This is a genomic window from Corynebacterium provencense (genome assembly GCA_900049755.1).
Lineage (GTDB): Bacteria > Actinomycetota > Actinomycetes > Mycobacteriales > Mycobacteriaceae > Corynebacterium > Corynebacterium neomassiliense.
The window spans coordinates 1391443-1407904 of record LT160593.1; the positions used below are offsets into that span (position 1 = coordinate 1391443).

The window sequence follows — 16462 nt, forward strand, 5'->3', positions numbered from 1 at the left end:
ACACCTCAGCGTAGGCTGGGAGCCGTGACTATCGCTGCAGACGGCCGACGACTCCTGCGCATCGAGGCAAAGAATGCGCAGACCCCCATCGAGCAGAAACCCCGGTGGATCCGGACCACCGCGAAAATGGGGCCCGAGTACCGGGACATGAAGAACCGTGTGTCCGGTGCGGGTCTCCACACGGTGTGCCAGGAGGCCGGGTGTCCGAACATCCACGAGTGCTGGGAAGACAGGGAGGCGTCCTTCCTCATCGGCGGGGACACCTGCTCCCGCCGCTGCGACTTCTGTCAGATCAAGTCCGGGCGCCCCACCGCCCTCGACCGTGACGAGCCGAGGCGTGTGGCGGAGAACATCCGCGAGATGGACCTGCGCTACGCGACCATCACCGGAGTGACCCGCGATGACCTGGATGACGAGGGTGCCTGGCTGTACGCCGAGGTCGTCCGCAAGATCCACGAGGTCAACCCCCACACCGGGGTGGAGAACCTCACCCCCGACTTCTCCGCACGGCCCGAGCTGCTCGCCGAGGTCTTCGAGGCCCGTCCCGAGGTTTTCGCGCACAATCTGGAGACCGTGCCGCGGATCTTCCGGCGGATTCGCCCGGCATTCCGCTACGACCGCTCTCTCGAGGTGATCCGCGCCGCCCGCGATTTCGGACTGGTCACCAAGTCGAACCTCATCCTCGGTATGGGTGAGACCGCCGAGGAAGTGCGCTCGTCGTTGACCGATCTGAAGGACGCCGGGTGTGACATCATCACAATCACCCAGTACCTCCGGCCGACCAGCATGCACCACCCGATCGAACGTTGGGTCAAGCCGGAGGAATTCATCGAGCACTCGGAGTTCGCCAAGGAACTCGGTTTCGGTGCTGTGATGTCTGGTCCGTTGGTCCGTTCCTCCTACCGGTCCGGCCGGCTCTACGCCGAGGCGATGGCCGCCCGTGGCGAAGAACTGCCGGAGAATCTCGCCCACCTGGGTGACAATCTCGGTTCCTCCACCAGCCAGGAGGCCGGCACCCTGCTGTCCAAGTACGGTCCGTCGAAGGAGACTCCGGTCACCTCCGCCCGGTAGTGATGCTCTAGACTGGGCGGCATGGCGAAAGACCCCCGGGAGAAAGAGACCAAGCGGCTCGAGAAGGCCGCCAAGAAGGCTCAGCGGAAGCAGACGCGCAGCCAGATGTGGCAGGCTTTCCAGCTGCAGCGCAAGAGGGACAAGAAGCTCGTCCCCTACATGTTGCTGGGTGTGCTGGTGCCGGTCGCGGTCCTTCTGCTCCTGAGCCTGGTCGTGGGAGCGTGGTGGTTCAACCTCATCCTCGGCCTGCTCATCGGCGCCGTCGTGGCCATGGTGATCTTCTCGAGGCGACTGCAGTCCGGCGTATACGACCAGATTGAGGGCCAGGCCGGCGCTGCGGCATGGGCCCTGACGAACCTGCGTTCCGGTGTGGGCATGAAGTGGATCACCGAGACCGGTGTGGCGAGCAACACCCATATGGACGCTGTCCACCGGGTCGTCGGTACGCCCGGTGTCGTGCTCGTTGGCGAGGGAGACCGGTCCCGGCTGCGTCCGATGATGGCGCAGGAGCGCAAGAGGCTGGCCCGGATCCTCGGTGACGTCCCCATCTACGACATGTACATCGGTGACGGCGAGGACGAGGTGGAGGTCCGCAAGATCCAGACGGCGCTGATGAAGTACCCGCGGAACATCAAGAAGGACCAGGTCGACTCGCTGAACAACAGGATCGCCTCGATTTCGCGCCTGCACTCGAGGGAGGCGGCACTGCCGAAGGGTCCTCTCCCCCGTCAGGCAAATATGTCGGGCATGAACCGACGGGCACGCCGCGCGTCCGAGCGCAACCGCCGGGGCTGACCCGGAGCGAACACCGGGGGCCCACCGGGGTCAGCGGGTCCGTATCACCGCAGTACCCGTGGCACGGTCGTGCATGCCACGGCCGTCCGTGTCCTGGATGATCGGGGGGAAGAGGAACACGGTGAGAATGGTGCGGAACAGGGCACGGAGCAGGCCTACCCTCTTGTCCGGGTTGTCGACCCGGGCAACCCCGATGCCCATGATCGCGTGCCCCGGTGACTGCGCGAACAACCACACCGTGATGACGCGCAGCACGATCCAGACAATCATCGTCACCGTCGACACACCTCCCAGCACCCCCGTCTGACTGACGATGATCCCCGCCACCGCCCAGGACGCCAGCCAGTCGATGAGCAGCGCCATGAGCCTGGGGAACAGCGGCGAGATCGACCCCGGCCCGGACTGCGGGAGACCCAGCAGCTTCCCCGGGTAGGGGCTCAGATCGGTGGGATCCTCGTACTGACCGGGCACCTGCGGACCTTCGAGCCACACCGGCTGTGACGCCCTGTCGAGGCTCCGTTCACGGCGGGCCTGCTGCCGCTGTTCCTGCCGGCGGCGTCGCTGCGCCTCCTTGTCCGCACCGCTGCCTGACCGGTTGTTCTGCCGTTTCGCCATGGGTGACAGCCTACCGGGGCAGCGTGGCAGCCTCCCAACCTGTCCCGTAGGCTTGGATACGGCCCCTCACTCCAGGGACCCGGCGAGTGTTACATGTCGGTAACACTGGATTGACGGCCGGGCAACAACCCGATAATAAGTTTTTTCCCAGACTCAGCCACTCGCGGTGCACTGCCGCGCGTTACCGAGGCTGTGCCGACCATGACTGCAAGGAGTCCCACAGTGGCATTCAAGACGGCCGAAGAGGTCACCAAGTTCATCAAGGACAACGACATCGAGTTCGTCGACGTCCGGTTCACCGACGTCCCGGGCGTGGAGCAGCACTTCACGATCCCCGCCGCCGCTTTCGACGAGGACGCCGTGACCGACGGCCTGGCATTCGACGGTTCGTCCGTCCGTGGCTTCACCACCATCGACGAGTCCGACATGAGCCTGCTTCCGGACCTGGCGACTGCTACGGTCGACCCGTTCCGGAAGACGAAGACACTGAACATCAAGTTCTTCGTCCATGACCCCTTCACCCGTGAGCCGTTCTCCCGTGACCCGCGCAATGTCGCCCGTAAGGCCGAGGAGTACCTCGCCTCCACCGGCATCGCCGACACCTGCAACTTCGGTCTCGAGGCGGAGTTCTACCTCTTCGACAAGGTCAAGTACTCGACCGACATCAACCACTCCTTCTACGAGGTCGACTCTGATGAAGGCTGGTGGAACCGCGGCCGGGACACGAATCTCGACGGCACTCCCAACCTCGGGCACAAGACCGGTATCAAGGGCGGCTACTTCCCGGTCCCCCCGCTCGACCAGACGGTCGAGGTCCGTGACGAGATGGCCAAGAACCTCATCCGCGCCGGTTACGATCTCGAGCGCTTCCACCACGAGGTGGGCACCGGCGGACAGCAGGAGATCAACTACAAGTTCAACACCCTGCTCCATGCCGCGGACGACCTGCAGTCCTTCAAGTACATCGTCAAGGGCACCGCAGCCCAGTTCGGCAAGACCGCCACGTTCATGCCGAAGCCGCTCGCCGGGGACAACGGCTCGGGCATGCACGCCCACCAGTCCCTGTGGAAGGACGGCAAGCCGCTGTTCTTCGACGAGAACGGCTACGCGGGTCTGTCCGACCTCGCCCGCTACTACATCGGCGGCATCCTCCACCACGCCGGTTCGGTCCTCGCGTTCACCAACCCGACACTGAACTCCTACCACCGCCTCGTGCCCGGTTTCGAGGCCCCGATCAACCTCGTCTACTCGCAGCGTAACCGTTCGGCCGCCGTGCGTATTCCGATCACAGGCTCGAACCCGAAGGCCAAGCGCCTCGAGTTCCGCGCACCGGATCCCTCGGGTAACCCGTACTTCGGTATGGCCGCGATGATGCTCGCCGGACTTGACGGCATCAAGAACCGTATCGAGCCGCACGCTCCGGTCGACAAGGACCTCTACGAGCTTCCCCCGGAGGAGGCCTCCCTCATCCCGACCGCTCCGACCTCCCTCGAGGCGGCACTGAAGGCCCTCGAGGAGGACAACGAATTCCTCACCGACGGTGGCGTCTTCACCGACGATCTCCTCGACACCTACATCAGCTACAAGTACGACAAGGAGATCGCCCCGGTGCGTCTGCGCCCCACCCCCCAGGAGTTCGAGATGTACTTCGACTGCTAGTCGGGTCTCTCCTGCTGTCTGCGTCCGAACCCCTGTCCGCCGGTTTCCCCGGAGGACGGGGGTCTCGGCGTTCACGGGACCGTCTTTCCCGGTCTCACCACACCCCGGTACGGCCCGGTGGGCCCCGGTGCCATCCGCTGCCGCCCGGTACCTATCCGACCTGTTGCACGACTGAACCCGGCCTGTCCCGGCCGGCGCGAAGGAACCCTCATGACCACACCCGCACTGCCTGACAGCACTGTCGCCCGCCCCGTCGCCGCCCGTGGCGTCACCTCCCTCGGTGAACCGCTCACCCCGGTCACCGTGACCCGTCGCGCGCTCCGTCCCGACGACGTCCGTATCCGCATCGAGTACTCGGGGGTGTGCCACTCGGACATCCACAACGTCCGGGGAGACTTCGGCCCCAAACCGGTGCCGCTCGTACCCGGCCATGAGATCATCGGCCGTGTCACCGACATCGGGGACGCCGTCACCGACTTCTCCGTCGGCGAACGTGTGGGGGTGGGATGCTTCTCAGACTCCTGCGGAACCTGCGGTCCCTGTCTGGCAGGTGAGGAGGGATACTGTGACAACGGCACTGTCATGACCTATGCGTCAGTCAACCCCTACGGGGACGGCCTGGTGACTCAGGGCGGGTATGCCACAGAGATCGTGACCCGTGACCGTTTCGTCCTCCATGTCCCGGAGAGCCTCGACCCGGCGGCCGCGGCGCCCCTGCTGTGTGCCGGCATCACCACATACTCGCCGCTGAAACACTGGGGTGCGGGACCGGGGCGCCGCGTCGCCGTGGTCGGGATGGGAGGGGTGGGCCACGTCGCGGTGAAGATCGCGGTCGCGATGGGTGCAGAGGTCACTGTGCTGTCCCATTCAGAGTCGAAGCGTGCCGAGGCGCTGGATTTCGGTGCGGTCGACCTGGTGTCCACCGCTGACGGTACTTTCGCGACCACATGCAGGGAACGCTTCGACCTGATACTGAACACGGTGAGTGTCGACCTGGACGTCGCAGCCTACCTGTCCACCCTCCGCTTCGACGGCGTCATGGTGCAGATCGGGCTACCCTCACGGCCGATGAGTGTTCCGGTACGTCTGCTCACGGGGCGTCGCAGGTCGCTGGCGGGTTCACTGGTCGGCGGCATCGCGGAAACCCAGGAGATGCTGGATTTCTGTGCCCTGCACGGCGTGGCCGCAGAGATCGAGTTGATCGACGCCGACCACATCAACGAGGCCTACGAAAGGGCCGTGAGGTCGGACGTCCGGTACAGGTTCGTCATCGACGCCTCGACATTCTGACCCGGTCCCCCCGGGGCCCATCTGACCCGGTCCCCCCGGGGCCCGTCTGACCCGGTCCCCCCGGTCCCGTTCAGCTACGGGGTGCGCCTGCCGCTCCGGTCGCGATGGCATTGCCGGGCAGGGCACTCGGCGCGACCGTCAGCCGGGGCGAGGAGGTACCCGACGCCAGGGACTCCAGTTCTCCCCCGTACAACTGGCGGAAGCCGGTCAGTGCCGCCGCATAGTGACTCACCGCGGCCTCGTAGGTCACGCCGATACCCCCGTGGAGCTGCACCGCCTCCTCCGCCACGGTACGTGCCCGGCCCAGGAGGAAGTTATACGCGTCCAGGGCGGACCCCGTGAGTTCGTCGAGGTCGGCGGCGGACATCGAACCCGCGCCACCGGACAGGGACTCCGCCACTGCCGCCGCCCACAGGGACATCGACCGGGACAGCTCGACATCAGAGTACAGCTGTGCCGCCCGGTGGGTGAGCACCTGGAACCGGTTCAGTGTCACCCCGAACTGCCTGCGGACCTTCAGGTAGTCCACGGTCTGTGACACCGCGGTCGCCATCAGCCCGACAGCACGGCCTCCCTGGGCGATCCTGCCCAGGGCTGTGGCGCGGCGGAGTGCCGCGGCAACAAGCTCAGAATCTGCGTCCCCCAGGCGTTCAGCTTCCGCACCGTCAAAGGTCACGGTACCTGTACGCAGCCATTCGGCATTCCGGTGGAGGGTCACCGTGACTCCCGGCGCGTCCGCGCGGACCAGGTACACGCCGGGGCCGTCCGCGCCACCGGTGGTCACGAGGAAGGTGTCCGCGGCGTCCGGAACCGTCACCGCCCTCTTGACCCCGGAGAGAGTGCCGCCGGTCGCTGACACAGATGTGGAGCGTGCCCCTTCCCATCCGACTCCGGGTTCCGCGTGGGCGACGGTGACGACGGACTCCCCCGATGAGATCCGGGACAGCCAGTGGTGCTTCTGTTCCTCGGTTCCGAGATCGCTGATGATCCACCCCGGCAAATAGGCTGCGTCGACGAGCGGGTCAGGTGCGCCGAGGGTGCCCAGCGTGCTGGTCGTCGCCCAGACCTCGGCTATCCCGGCACCGGAGCCTCCGTACTTCTCGTCGAAGGGCAGCCCGGTCAATCCTGTCTCCGCGGCCTGCAGCCACAGGTCCCTGCGGAATCCGAGCCCGTCTTCCGGGGCCTGTCCTCCGGCGGTGGGGTCCCCGGGTGCTGCGGTGAACAGGTCCCGGACACTGTCCGCGAGCATCTGCTGTTCTTCAGTGAGTGAGAGATCCATGATTGTCCTGTCCTCCTAGAGACCCAGAATCGCCTTGGCGATGACCCCGGCCTGCACCTCGTTGGTGCCGCCGTAGATGGAGACTTTCCGGTGGTTGAGGTATTCGACGACGGCGTCTCCGGGGAATGCGGCGTCTTTCCCGGTGACGCCGGTGATCTCCACGGCGTCCGGACCGAGGACCGCCACGGCGAGATCGTCGAGCTCCTGGATGATGCGGGAACCCTCGATCTTCAGCAGCGACGACAGCGGACTCGGCCGGCCACCTTCACTGGCGGCGGTGATCCGGAGCATGGTGGACTCCAGGGCCGTGAGGCGGAGTTTCACCGCATACAGACGGCGCCGGAACTCCGGGTCCTGTGTCAGCGGACGACCGGCGATCGTCCTGTTCTCGGCCGTCGAAACCAGCGCGGTGTACATGCGTTGGCTGGTCCCCACCTGTGCCATCCCGTTACGTTCGTTGCCCAGGAGGAACTTGGCGTATGTCCAGCCCTTGTTCTCCTCTCCCACGAGGTTCTCCGCCGGCACCCGCACGTCAGTGAAGAAGAACTCGTTGACTTCCACGGAGCCGTCGATGAGACGGATGGGACGGCGGTCGATACCGGGGGTGTCCAGGTCGACGAGGAGGAAGGAGATGCCCTTCTGGGGCTTGTCGGCCCCGGGATCGGTACGTGCCAGAAGGAACATCCACTGCCCGTACTGGCCGAGGGTCGTCCAGGTCTTCTGGCCGTTGACGATGTAGCTGTCCCCGTCACGGACGGCGGTGGTCTTCAGCCCTGCCAGATCGGATCCTGCCCCAGGTTCGGAGAAACCCTGTGACCACCAGATGTCGAGGTTGGCGGTCGGGGCGAGGAACCTGTCCCGGAGTTCCCTGCTGCCGAAGTTGGCGATGACGGGGCCCACCATGCCGACATTGAAGGCGAGGGGCTCCGGTATTCCCGCACGTTGCAGCTCATTGGTGTAGATGTGCGCCTGGGTGGGGGTCCAGTCCTGTCCGCCGTACTCGACCGGCCAGTGTGGTACCGCGAGCCCGTGCCTGTTGAGAATTCTCTGGGTCTCGACGATGTCTTCTCTGGTGGTCCGGCCTGCCCGGTATCTGACGCCGATGTCCTCCGGCACTTCCCGGAAGACGGCTCGGAGGTCGTCACGGAACGCGATCTCCTCCGGGGTGAGCTCCAACTTCACTGGTGTTATTCCTCACATCCGACAATTGGGTCGATACCGGTCACTGACCGCTATCGGTACGTCAGGACACTACCCGGCACCGGTGACCGGGTCGACGCTTTTCCTGAATTCTCTTTCAGCCACCCCCGGGCCGCACAGATCCACCCGGGGGTGTCCGTCGGGTTGATAGCCTGTCCTCACACGACCGGTGACCGTTCCTCAGCCGGCAGACAAGCGGAAGGATAAGAACACAGATGCTCTACGACGTGCCGAAACCCACCGAAGCGATTCTCGTCAGCGGAGGTTTCGGTCACCGCAGTCCTGACAGCCCCTACCGCATCGTCGTCGGAGGAGGGGCCTGGTCTGTCCCGCTGCTCCACCGCGTCCAGCGCTTCTACATCGGCGCAAACACCGTCCAGGTCCGCGTGGCCGCACCTTCCGCCCAGAATGTCGAGGTCGCGGTGGAGGCCACCGTCGTCTTCCGGGTCAGACCGGACAAGGAGCACATCACCAGGGCCGCCAGCCGCTTCGAGGGTACCGACCGGAAAGAGGTTCTCCGGGCCGCCTACGACATCTTCGGAGGCGAGACCAGGGCCATGATCGGACAGATGACCGTGGAAGAGATGATCTCCGACAGAATGCGTCTCGCCTCGGACGTACTCACCAACGCCGAGCCGAAGATGGCCGAGCTCGGCTGGCAGATCGATTCCTTCCAGATCAGTTCGATCAGCGACGACAACAACTACATCCGTTCACTGTCTGCCCCCGAGCTCGCCCGCGTCGAACGGGAGGCGGCGGTCGCCGAAGCCCGCAGGGACGCCGAGATCGAGGAGGAGCGGCAGCGGACCGCACGCCTGAAGTCGGAGTACCAGAGGGACACCGACCTACTCACCGCCGAGAACACCAAGCAGACCGCCCAGGCGAAGGCGGAGGCCGAGGCGTCCGGCCCGCTGGCGAAGGCGGAGGCGGACCGTCTCGTCGTTGCGAAACAGTCCGACCTGGCCGCGGCACAGGCACTCCTGCGTGAACAGGAACTGCTCGCCGAGGTCGTCAAACCGGCGGAGGCGGAGGCACAGCGCAAGCGGATCGAGGCTGAAGCGGAGGCCGAGGCGCTGCGCATCACCTCCGCTGCGGTGGCATCCAACCGGGGTGTCATCATCGACAAGCAGATGGTCGACCAGATGCCCGAAATGATCGCCTCCCTGTCCGACGCCCTCGGGTCGGCGAACCTGACTCTCGTCGGAGACGGACAGGACCTGAACCGGCTTCTCAGCCAGATCGCCTCCGTCGCCCCGGGGCTGCGCGAGCTCGCCAGGCGGGAGCAGGAACAGTGAACGCCACCGCGCCGGCCTGACCGGTCAGGAATAGTTGACGCACCGGTGCGGTTGCACCGGAGACAGCCGGGTCATCACAGCCCCGGCCATGATCTGCCCGTACCCGGAAGACAGGAGCACCACATGCCGAAAGTTCTCGTCATCGGCGGCCACGGAAAAATCGCGTTGCTGGCCGCACCGCTTTTCGTGGACCGCGGGTTCGCGGTCACCTCGCTGATCAGGAACCCCGACCAGGCCCTGGACATCGAGGCACTGGGGGCGCAACCACTCGTACGCGACATCACCGGGCTCACCCCTGCACAGTGGGATGACCTGCTCTCCGGCTTCGATGTCGTCGTATGGTCGGCCGGCGCCGGCGGAGGCTCCGCGGAGAGAACATACGCCGTCGACAGGGACGCCGCGCTCGCAGTGGTGGACTCCCTCGAACGACTCCGGGACGCAGGTGGGGCACCCCGTTACATCAATGTCTCCTATCTCGGCGCCACCACCCACTCAGTTCCCGAGGACGACTCCTTCCACCCCTACGCGGAAGCGAAGAAGACCGTCGACGACCGCCTGAACTCCACGACCGGCCTGGACTACGTCATCCTCGGACCTGCCGCACTCACCTCCGACCCCGCCCGTGGCTTCGACTATCCTTCCTCCGGTCTTCCCCGGGAGAAGACGAAGACCTCCCGTGAACTGGTCGCCCAGGTCATCGTTGAACTTGCCGGCCGGGAGAAGCTCCCGGAGAACCACACCGTGGAGTTCGTCGACGGAGACCGGCCGGTGAGTGAAATCCGGGCCTGAGACCCGTGCCCGGGAATCAACGCTCCGGCCGGTCATCTCCGAAGGCCGGATGGTACGTCACCGTCGCTGTCGGGACGCCCGGTTCACCGTCCAGTCGCAGTGCCTGGAACTGCTGTGAGGCACCCGGGCCGGGTCCTGCCAGGGTGAGCCCGTCGCGGGGCTCAAAGCCGAACCGTGAATAGAGCGACGGGTCACCGAACAGCACCACCCCCGATGCCCCGTACACCACCAGCAGGTCCAGAAGTGCCCTCATGAGAGCGGACCCGGTGCCCTGACGTCGGAATTCCGGGTGAACGGACACCGGTCCGACCGCGTACCACCGTCCCCCGTCATCCGGGTCGAGGGTCACCGGGGACGCCGCCGCGTGGCCGACGATCCGCCCTGCGTGAACCGCGACAAGGGAGTAGCTCAGTGCCCCCGATTCCCGCAGAGCGTCGATGATCCCCGCCTCGCGGACCACCGCTCCCCTCCCCCGCGCCGACGTAGGCGCCACCGCTTTGCCCGGGGGTGCGAATGCTTCGGCAGTGAGTGCCCGGATCGCCCCGGTGTCGGAACCGTCGGCCCTCTCGGGGCGGATCACGGGGAGACGCTCGGGAGCCTGTGGTGTGGTGTCGGTGATGGTGTCCATAGACAGATGTTACCGGGCAGACACCACCGTTGTCAGCGCCGATCATGTCCCAGAAGTGACCGCAGCTCCTCCGCCGCCGACCTCGGGTCCTCCGCTTCCGTGAGAGCCCTGACGACGACCGCGCGGACCGGAACCTCCCCTGCCGCCGCCTGCACCTCGGGCAACGTCGACGCGTTGACGCCTCCGATGGTGAACCACACCTTCTCCCGCTGCCAGGGTTCGGGCGCCCCCGTCAACATCGCCGCAGTCTCCGACACCAGTTCCAGACCGGTGGCGGCGCGACCCGGTTTCGTCGGTGTCTCCCACAACGGTCCGGTGCAGAAGTAGTCGAGCTGCGGGTCGGTCACGGCGTCCCCGGCCTGTGGGACCGAATGGGTCGACAGTCCCACCAGGACATCAGGTCCCAGCAGCTCACGCGCCTGGGACACCGTGAGATCGTCCTGACCCACATGGAAGACATCCGCACCGACGAGCGCGGCGACATCCGCACGGTCGTTGACGGCGAAGAGCTTGCCGTGCTCCGCCGCCACCGAGGCCAGCACCTCCAGTGCCGCGATCTCGTCACAGGTGTCGATCGACTTGTCGCGCAGCTGCACGATGTCCACTCCACCCTCGTACACGGCGTGGAGGAAGTCCCGGAGATCTCCCCGCTCACCGCGGGCGGGGGTGCACAGATAGAGCTTCGACTCCCGCAGCAGTCTGAGACGACGCCGGCGGAGGTCACGGTCGGGGGTGGCAGCAGTTCGCAGAGGGCTCATATGGTGGAATGGTAGCCGTAAGCGAACTACGGGAGCCCCTGTGACGGTGGACGTACCTCCGGTACCACCACCATGCGGGGCTGAGAGGACCGGAGCACCGGTCGACCGTCCACACCTGACGCGGATCATGCCGCCGGAGGAAAGGAAGCTGATGGACACATCCACGGGACCGGACACCGTCATCGTGGGAGCCGGGGTCGCCGGTCTCACCGCCGCCTGGAACCTGCACAAGGCAGGCCAGGCGGTCACGGTCGTGGACCCTGAACCCGGTATGGGCGCCAGCCGCGCCGCCGCGGGCATGATCGCCGCGGTGAGCGAGGTGATGTACCAGCACACGACGATGCGCACCCTGATGACCACGTCGGCCGCCATGTACCCCCCGCTCGTCGCGGAACTCACCGACCTGCTCGGGCACGATGTCGGCTTCCGGGACACCCCCACCCTCGACATCGGTGCACACCCTGGTGACAGGGACTATTTCTCCGCCCTCGCCGAAGTCCAGCGGGCCGCCGGAATGACAGTGGAGCGCATCACCACCCGCCAGGCCAGGAGCCTGGAACCGGCACTGTCACCGACGATATCGGGGGCGTTCCTCGTCTCCGGGGACCACCAGATCAACCCCCGCCGCCTGGTCCCCTCGCTCATCGAGGCGCTGGAGACGTCCGCCGCCGCCGGGGGGCCGCCGTTCATCCTCCTGAGACGGCGGGCAGTCGAGGTGCTGCGCGCCGGTGAGGACGCCACCGGCGCTGTCACCGGGGTGCGCCTCGACGACGGTACCGTCATCACCGCCGGGACCACGTTGCTGTGCCCGGGCGTGTCCCTCGCCACGGTCGGAGGACTGCCGGAGGCCGACTGTGTGAAACTCCGGCCGGTGCACGGGGACATTCTCCGTGCCCGGTTGCGTCCGGGGCGTCCTCCCCTGCTGGAACGTACGGTACGGGGCATGGTCGACGGACGACCCGTCTACCTGGTCCCTCGCACCGACGGTGAGATCGTCATCGGAGCGACCGAGCGAGAGGACAGTTTCGACGGGGTCGTCCTCGAAGGCGCCTACCAGCTGCTGCGGGACGCACAGGTCCTCGTCCCCGGGGCAGCTGACCTCGAACTCACCGAAATCCTCGCCAGGGCACGCCCTGGCACCCCGGACGACCTGCCCTACATCGGCCGCCTCGACGGCGTCGACGGTCTGGTCATCTCTACCGGGTACTCACGCCACGGGATCCTGCTCGCCCCGCTCGGCGGCCACCTCGCCGCAGGCCTGGTACTCGGAACCGCACCGACTGAACAGGACGCCGGAATACTCGCCGCCACCGACCCCCGGAGAACTGCAGACCCTGCAGTTGTGGACTCTGCATCCGGGGACCCGTCGAACGGACACCGGACACCCCGGGAAAGGACAGCACCATGACCGCCCTGACCATCTCCGTCAACGGCCACGACCGCCGGTGGGCCGACGGAACCACTGTCGCCGACATCGTCGCCGACATCACCGGGCACGACCCGGAATCCGACCAGCTGGGCGTCGCCGTCGCCGTCGACGCTGCCGTCGTACCACGCAGCCGCTGGTCCACCACCGTGCCGGCGGCCGGCGCGGAAGTCGAGATCATCACCGCCATGCAGGGAGGCTAGACAGCCACATGTCACTGACCATCGGAACCACCACCCTCGAATCCAGACTCATCATGGGTACCGGGGGTGCGACGTCGATGACCGTACTCGAGGACGCCCTCGTCGCCTCCGGCACCGAGCTCACCACCGTCGCACTCCGACGGTTCAACCCCACCACCGGAACCTCACTGTTCGGCCTGCTCAACAAGCTGGGGATCGATGTCCTGCCGAACACCGCCGGCTGCTACACGGCACGGGACGCGTTGCTCACCGCCCGGCTGGGCCGTGAGGCCCTCGGCACTGACCGGGTGAAACTCGAGATCCTCTCCGACGACCGCACCCTACTGCCCGACGTCATCGAACTGGTGGACGCCACCGAGCAGCTCACCGCGGACGGGTTCGAGGTGTACGCCTACACCTCCGACGATCCGGCCGTCGCCCGCTCACTGGAATCGGCCGGAGCAGTGGCGGTCATGCCGCTGGGAGCTCCGATCGGTACCGGGCTGGGAATTCTCAACCCCCACAACATCGAACTCATCTGTGCACGTGCGAACGTGCCCGTCATCCTCGACGCGGGAGTGGGCACCGCCTCGGACGCCGCGCTGGCCATGGAACTCGGCTGCGACGGTGTGCTGCTCGCCAGCGCCGTCACCCGCGCACAGGATCCCGCATCGATGGCCACCGCGATGAAACTCGCGGTGGAGGCCGGACGCCTGGCCCGCAACGCCGGCAGAATCCCGAGACGGTCATGGGCCGACGGCGCTCTGGCGTCCTCTCCCATGGACGGCCGCATCGACACCGGGAGCGGCAGGGAGGACGAGGCACTGTGAACCCGAAGTCCCTGCCGTTCGCGCCGCTGGTCGACCCTGCCCCCGAGCTCACCCGGGACGAGCTCGTCCGGTACGCCCGTCACCTCACCCTCACCCAGATCGGTCCCGAGGGACAGCGTCGTCTGAAGAATGCGCGGGTGCTCGTCACCGGGGCCGGGGGTCTGGGATCCCCTGCCCTGCTCTACCTGGCCGCCGCCGGGGTGGGGACGATAGGGGTCATCGACGACGACACGGTCGACGTGTCGAACCTGCAACGTCAGGTCGTCCACGGCACCCCGGACATCGGCCGAGCCAAAGTGGAGTCCGCCGCGGACGCCGTCGCACGGGTCAACCCCCTCGTCACCGTGGAACAGCACCACACCCGACTGACCGCAGACAACGCCGTGGACATCATTGGGGCCTACGACCTGGTCATGGACGGGGCGGACAACTTCGCGACCCGCTACGTCGTCTCGGACGCCTGCACACTCACCGACACCCCGTGCGTGTGGGGTTCGATCCTCAGGTTCGACGGCAGGCTGTCTGTGTTCTGGAACGGTCCTGACCACGACGGCATCAGCTACCGGGACCTGCACCCCGACACTCCTGCTCCCGGTGAGGTACCCAGCTGCGCCGCCGGCGGGGTCGTCGGCTCGCTGCCGGGGACGGTGGGTGCACTGATGGTCACGGAGGCGGTGAAGCTGGTCACCGGAACCGGCACGCCGCTCTACGGACGACTGCTCATCCACGACGGACTCGCAATGACCTTCCGCGAGCTGAAGATCCTCCCCGACCCTGCGGCGCCCCCTGTCACCGCCGTGGACGACGGCACTGCCGCAGTCTGCGCGGCCGCGCCGCATCCGACCGTACGCCCGGCAGAACTGGGAGAGGTGCTGGATACCGGAGCTGCCCTCGTCGACGTCCGGGAACCCTGGGAGCGCGACATCGTCAGTATTCCCGGTGCCGTGGCCGTCCCCCTGGCTGACCTGATGAAACGGGGTGTCGACGCCCTTCCTGACCAGGCGCGTGGCAGAGACGTGGTGTTCTACTGCAAGTCCGGAGGCCGGTCCGGGCAGGCCATGGACGCAACGGCACCCTACTTCGCCGCAAGGGAGGAGAACGCCTCCCACCTTGACGGGGGAATTCTCGCCTGGGTCCACGACCTCCACCCGGAGCTTCCGACGTACTGAGGTTGCCGCACACTCACCGCCGCCCAGTCACCGCCGCCCAGTCACCGCCGCCCAGTCACTGTCTGAGCGTCCCTGCCCGCCCTCCAGCGGGTCATGGCCCGCCTGCTGACGAGGAGTCCGACGACGCCGACGACCCACACCGCCCCCACGGCGACGAACCAGGCGTACCTGAAATCATCCCAGGTGTAGTCTCCGCTGCCGGAGGAGGCGTCGAGAATGAAACCGACCGCCTGGGACGCGACCATCGCGGCGACGAACCCCCCCATGTTCGACAGTCCCGTCGCAGTGGCGGTGAACCGCCGGTCAATTTCCTCACGGACAGTGTCGAAACCGAAGTTCGCCACCGGGCCCATGGCGGGCAGGATGATGTTCATCGCGATCACCGCGGCGAACCCTCGGGGGGCGTCGGGAAGAAAGAACACGACCCAGCTCAGTGCCACGACAACAGTGGCCCCCAGCGCGACGAAGGGCCGTCGCCGACCTGAGCGCGCGGAGATGATCCCCGCCAGCGGGCCGACCAGCACACTGACCACCATGTTGATCACCAGCACCGCAGAGGCCTGGGCGTCCGACAGCCCCATGCCGAGGGTCATGAGCGGCTTACCCCACAGCAGAGTGAAGACGATCTGGCTCATGAGGGTGAAGTGGATGAAGAAGCCGAGCCAGCAGGCGGGCTGGCGCAACACGAACGAGAGCACTCCCGCGATGCCGGGACCGTTGCCGTCCCGCCTCCCCGTCTCCGCCGCAGAAGTAACGGACCCGTCCCGCTGCGTCGGGGTGTCACGTACCGCCACCCGGACCAGGACAGCGACAAGGACGCTGGTGGCGCCCAGGCTCACGAACGAGACCTCCCAGCCGTGGGCGTGGAGCAGAGCGGTGAACGGCACCGCCGAGATGAACTGACCGATGTAGCCGAGACTTCCGGTGAGCTGGGTGAACAGCGGCGTCCGTCGCATGGGTATCCACGCCGGAAGGATCCGCATCACGGACAGGAATGCGGTGGCGTCGGCGGAACCGATGATCACCCGGGCGAGAATCGCCACCGGGTAGGACCCGGTGGCGCCCAGAAGGACCTGACCGACGCCCATCATCAGCGCGCCGACGACGAGCATCCGGCGTGGCCCCAGTCGGTCGATGAGCATGCCGGTGGGTATCTGGGCGAGGGCGTAGACGCCCACCTGCACCGAGGAGAAGACCGCCAGCCGGGACGCCGAGATGCCGAAGTGGTCCATGGCCTCCACACCGGCGACCCCGAGTGAGGTGCGTCCTGTGATCGCCAGGATGTAGGCGAGGATGCCCGCAGACCAGACGGTCAGGGCCCGACCGGTCAGGCGGTCGTTCGGTGTTGCGGCGGATGCGGATACTTGCACGTGTAGCCAGCTTAGACCCGGGCCCCCCGCATCGCCTCCCGGGGACGGTCGGGATGGAAATCACCCGCCCCACGGTGGTGTCGGAACCCGGTCACGGGCCAGGGGC

At 66.7% G+C, this 16462-nt stretch carries 16 protein-coding genes; 10 read left to right on the forward strand and 6 right to left on the reverse strand.

The window, feature by feature from the left end; genetic code table 11:
* Positions 1-24 precede the first annotated feature (24 nt).
* Together lipA and BN3906_RS12675 are read left to right on the forward strand one after the other, a co-directional pair.
* Positions 25-1071 (forward strand): lipoyl synthase, encoded by a 1047-nt coding sequence (gene lipA / locus BN3906_RS12670; RefSeq protein ID WP_066589068.1) that lies wholly within the window; start codon positions 25-27, stop codon positions 1069-1071.
* A 21-nt stretch (positions 1072-1092) separates the two neighbouring features.
* Entirely contained in the window at positions 1093-1866 is a 774-nt protein-coding gene (locus tag BN3906_RS12675) for a DUF4191 domain-containing protein (protein ID WP_066589071.1), read from the forward strand.
* A 30-nt stretch (positions 1867-1896) separates the two neighbouring features.
* On the opposite strand, the gene BN3906_RS12680 is transcribed toward BN3906_RS12675, so the two are convergent.
* On the reverse strand, positions 1897-2481 hold the full coding sequence (locus BN3906_RS12680; RefSeq protein ID WP_078057440.1) for an RDD family protein: 585 nt from the start codon (positions 2479-2481) through the stop codon (positions 1897-1899).
* A 222-nt stretch (positions 2482-2703) separates the two neighbouring features.
* On the opposite strand from BN3906_RS12680, the gene glnA reads away from it, so the two are divergent.
* On the forward strand, positions 2704-4140 hold the full coding sequence (gene glnA, locus BN3906_RS12685) for a type I glutamate--ammonia ligase (RefSeq protein ID WP_066589074.1): 1437 nt from the start codon (positions 2704-2706) through the stop codon (positions 4138-4140).
* A 210-nt stretch (positions 4141-4350) separates the two neighbouring features.
* Entirely contained in the window at positions 4351-5430 is a 1080-nt protein-coding gene (locus BN3906_RS12690) for an NAD(P)-dependent alcohol dehydrogenase (RefSeq protein ID WP_066589077.1), read from the forward strand.
* A gap of 70 nt (positions 5431-5500) precedes the next feature.
* Here the strand turns inward: BN3906_RS12690 and BN3906_RS12695 are convergent, their stop codons facing one another.
* Positions 5501-6709, reverse strand: coding sequence for an acyl-CoA dehydrogenase family protein (locus BN3906_RS12695; protein WP_066589080.1), 1209 nt, complete (start codon positions 6707-6709; stop codon positions 5501-5503).
* A gap of 15 nt (positions 6710-6724) precedes the next feature.
* On the reverse strand, positions 6725-7891 hold the full coding sequence (locus BN3906_RS12700) for an acyl-CoA dehydrogenase family protein (RefSeq protein ID WP_066589084.1): 1167 nt from the start codon (positions 7889-7891) through the stop codon (positions 6725-6727).
* 233 nt (positions 7892-8124) lie between these two features.
* Here BN3906_RS12700 and BN3906_RS12705 point away from each other — a divergent pair, with 233 nt between their 5' ends.
* Positions 8125-9204, forward strand: a complete 1080-nt coding sequence (locus tag BN3906_RS12705) for an SPFH domain-containing protein (protein WP_066589087.1) — start codon at positions 8125-8127, stop codon at positions 9202-9204.
* 123 nt (positions 9205-9327) lie between these two features.
* Positions 9328-9993 carry an NAD(P)H-binding protein gene (locus tag BN3906_RS12710; protein WP_066589090.1) on the forward strand — a complete coding sequence of 222 codons (666 nt, stop codon included), beginning with the start codon at positions 9328-9330 and terminating at the stop codon, positions 9991-9993.
* Between the two features lie 16 nt (positions 9994-10009).
* On the opposite strand, the gene BN3906_RS12715 is transcribed toward BN3906_RS12710, so the two are convergent.
* Both BN3906_RS12715 and thiE read right to left on the reverse strand, forming a co-directional pair.
* Positions 10010-10621: a GNAT family N-acetyltransferase gene (locus tag BN3906_RS12715; protein WP_066589096.1), complete on the reverse strand. Its 612-nt coding sequence runs from the start codon at positions 10619-10621 to the stop codon at positions 10010-10012.
* 32 nt (positions 10622-10653) lie between these two features.
* Positions 10654-11379, reverse strand: a complete 726-nt coding sequence (gene thiE / locus BN3906_RS12720) for a thiamine phosphate synthase (RefSeq protein ID WP_066589099.1) — start codon at positions 11377-11379, stop codon at positions 10654-10656.
* 151 nt (positions 11380-11530) lie between these two features.
* Here thiE and thiO point away from each other — a divergent pair, with 151 nt between their 5' ends.
* From thiO to moeB, 4 genes are read left to right on the forward strand one after another with little or no spacing between them, the layout of a single operon-like run.
* Positions 11531-12787: a glycine oxidase ThiO gene (thiO, locus tag BN3906_RS12725; protein WP_078057441.1), complete on the forward strand. Its 1257-nt coding sequence runs from the start codon at positions 11531-11533 to the stop codon at positions 12785-12787.
* Positions 12784-13008 (forward strand): sulfur carrier protein ThiS, encoded by a 225-nt coding sequence (gene thiS / locus BN3906_RS12730; protein WP_066589101.1) that lies wholly within the window; start codon positions 12784-12786, stop codon positions 13006-13008. Before thiO ends, thiS begins: the two co-directional genes overlap by 4 nt.
* A gap of 8 nt (positions 13009-13016) precedes the next feature.
* Positions 13017-13817, forward strand: a complete 801-nt coding sequence (locus BN3906_RS12735; RefSeq protein WP_066589103.1) for a thiazole synthase — start codon at positions 13017-13019, stop codon at positions 13815-13817.
* Positions 13814-14986: a molybdopterin-synthase adenylyltransferase MoeB gene (moeB, locus tag BN3906_RS12740; protein WP_066589107.1), complete on the forward strand. Its 1173-nt coding sequence runs from the start codon at positions 13814-13816 to the stop codon at positions 14984-14986. The genes BN3906_RS12735 and moeB overlap by 4 nt, the downstream gene beginning before the upstream one ends.
* Positions 14987-15027: 41 nt before the next feature.
* On the opposite strand, the gene BN3906_RS12745 is transcribed toward moeB, so the two are convergent.
* A complete protein-coding gene (locus tag BN3906_RS12745) occupies positions 15028-16356 on the reverse strand; it encodes an MFS transporter (protein WP_066589110.1) in 1329 nt (442 codons plus the stop codon).
* Positions 16357-16462: the final 106 nt, after the last annotated feature.

Bases quoted from the DNA above. Each gene is read 5' to 3' on its own strand.
- thiE (WP_066589099.1), bottom strand. From the start codon at position 11,379: ATGAGCCCTCTGCGAACTGCTGCCACCCCCGACCGTGACCTCCGCCGG.
- thiS (WP_066589101.1), top strand. From the start codon at position 12,784: ATGACCGCCCTGACCATCTCCGTCAACGGCCACGACCGCCGGTGGGCC.
- BN3906_RS12690 (WP_066589077.1), top strand. From the start codon at position 4,351: ATGACCACACCCGCACTGCCTGACAGCACTGTCGCCCGCCCCGTCGCC.
- BN3906_RS12695 (WP_066589080.1), bottom strand. From the start codon at position 6,709: ATGGATCTCTCACTCACTGAAGAACAGCAGATGCTCGCGGACAGTGTC.
- BN3906_RS12710 (WP_066589090.1), top strand. From the start codon at position 9,328: ATGCCGAAAGTTCTCGTCATCGGCGGCCACGGAAAAATCGCGTTGCTG.
- BN3906_RS12735 (WP_066589103.1), top strand. From the start codon at position 13,017: ATGTCACTGACCATCGGAACCACCACCCTCGAATCCAGACTCATCATG.
- BN3906_RS12675 (WP_066589071.1), top strand. From the start codon at position 1,093: ATGGCGAAAGACCCCCGGGAGAAAGAGACCAAGCGGCTCGAGAAGGCC.
- BN3906_RS12705 (WP_066589087.1), top strand. From the start codon at position 8,125: ATGCTCTACGACGTGCCGAAACCCACCGAAGCGATTCTCGTCAGCGGA.
- BN3906_RS12680 (WP_078057440.1), bottom strand. From the start codon at position 2,481: ATGGCGAAACGGCAGAACAACCGGTCAGGCAGCGGTGCGGACAAGGAG.
- BN3906_RS12715 (WP_066589096.1), bottom strand. From the start codon at position 10,621: ATGGACACCATCACCGACACCACACCACAGGCTCCCGAGCGTCTCCCC.
- thiO (WP_078057441.1), top strand. From the start codon at position 11,531: ATGGACACATCCACGGGACCGGACACCGTCATCGTGGGAGCCGGGGTC.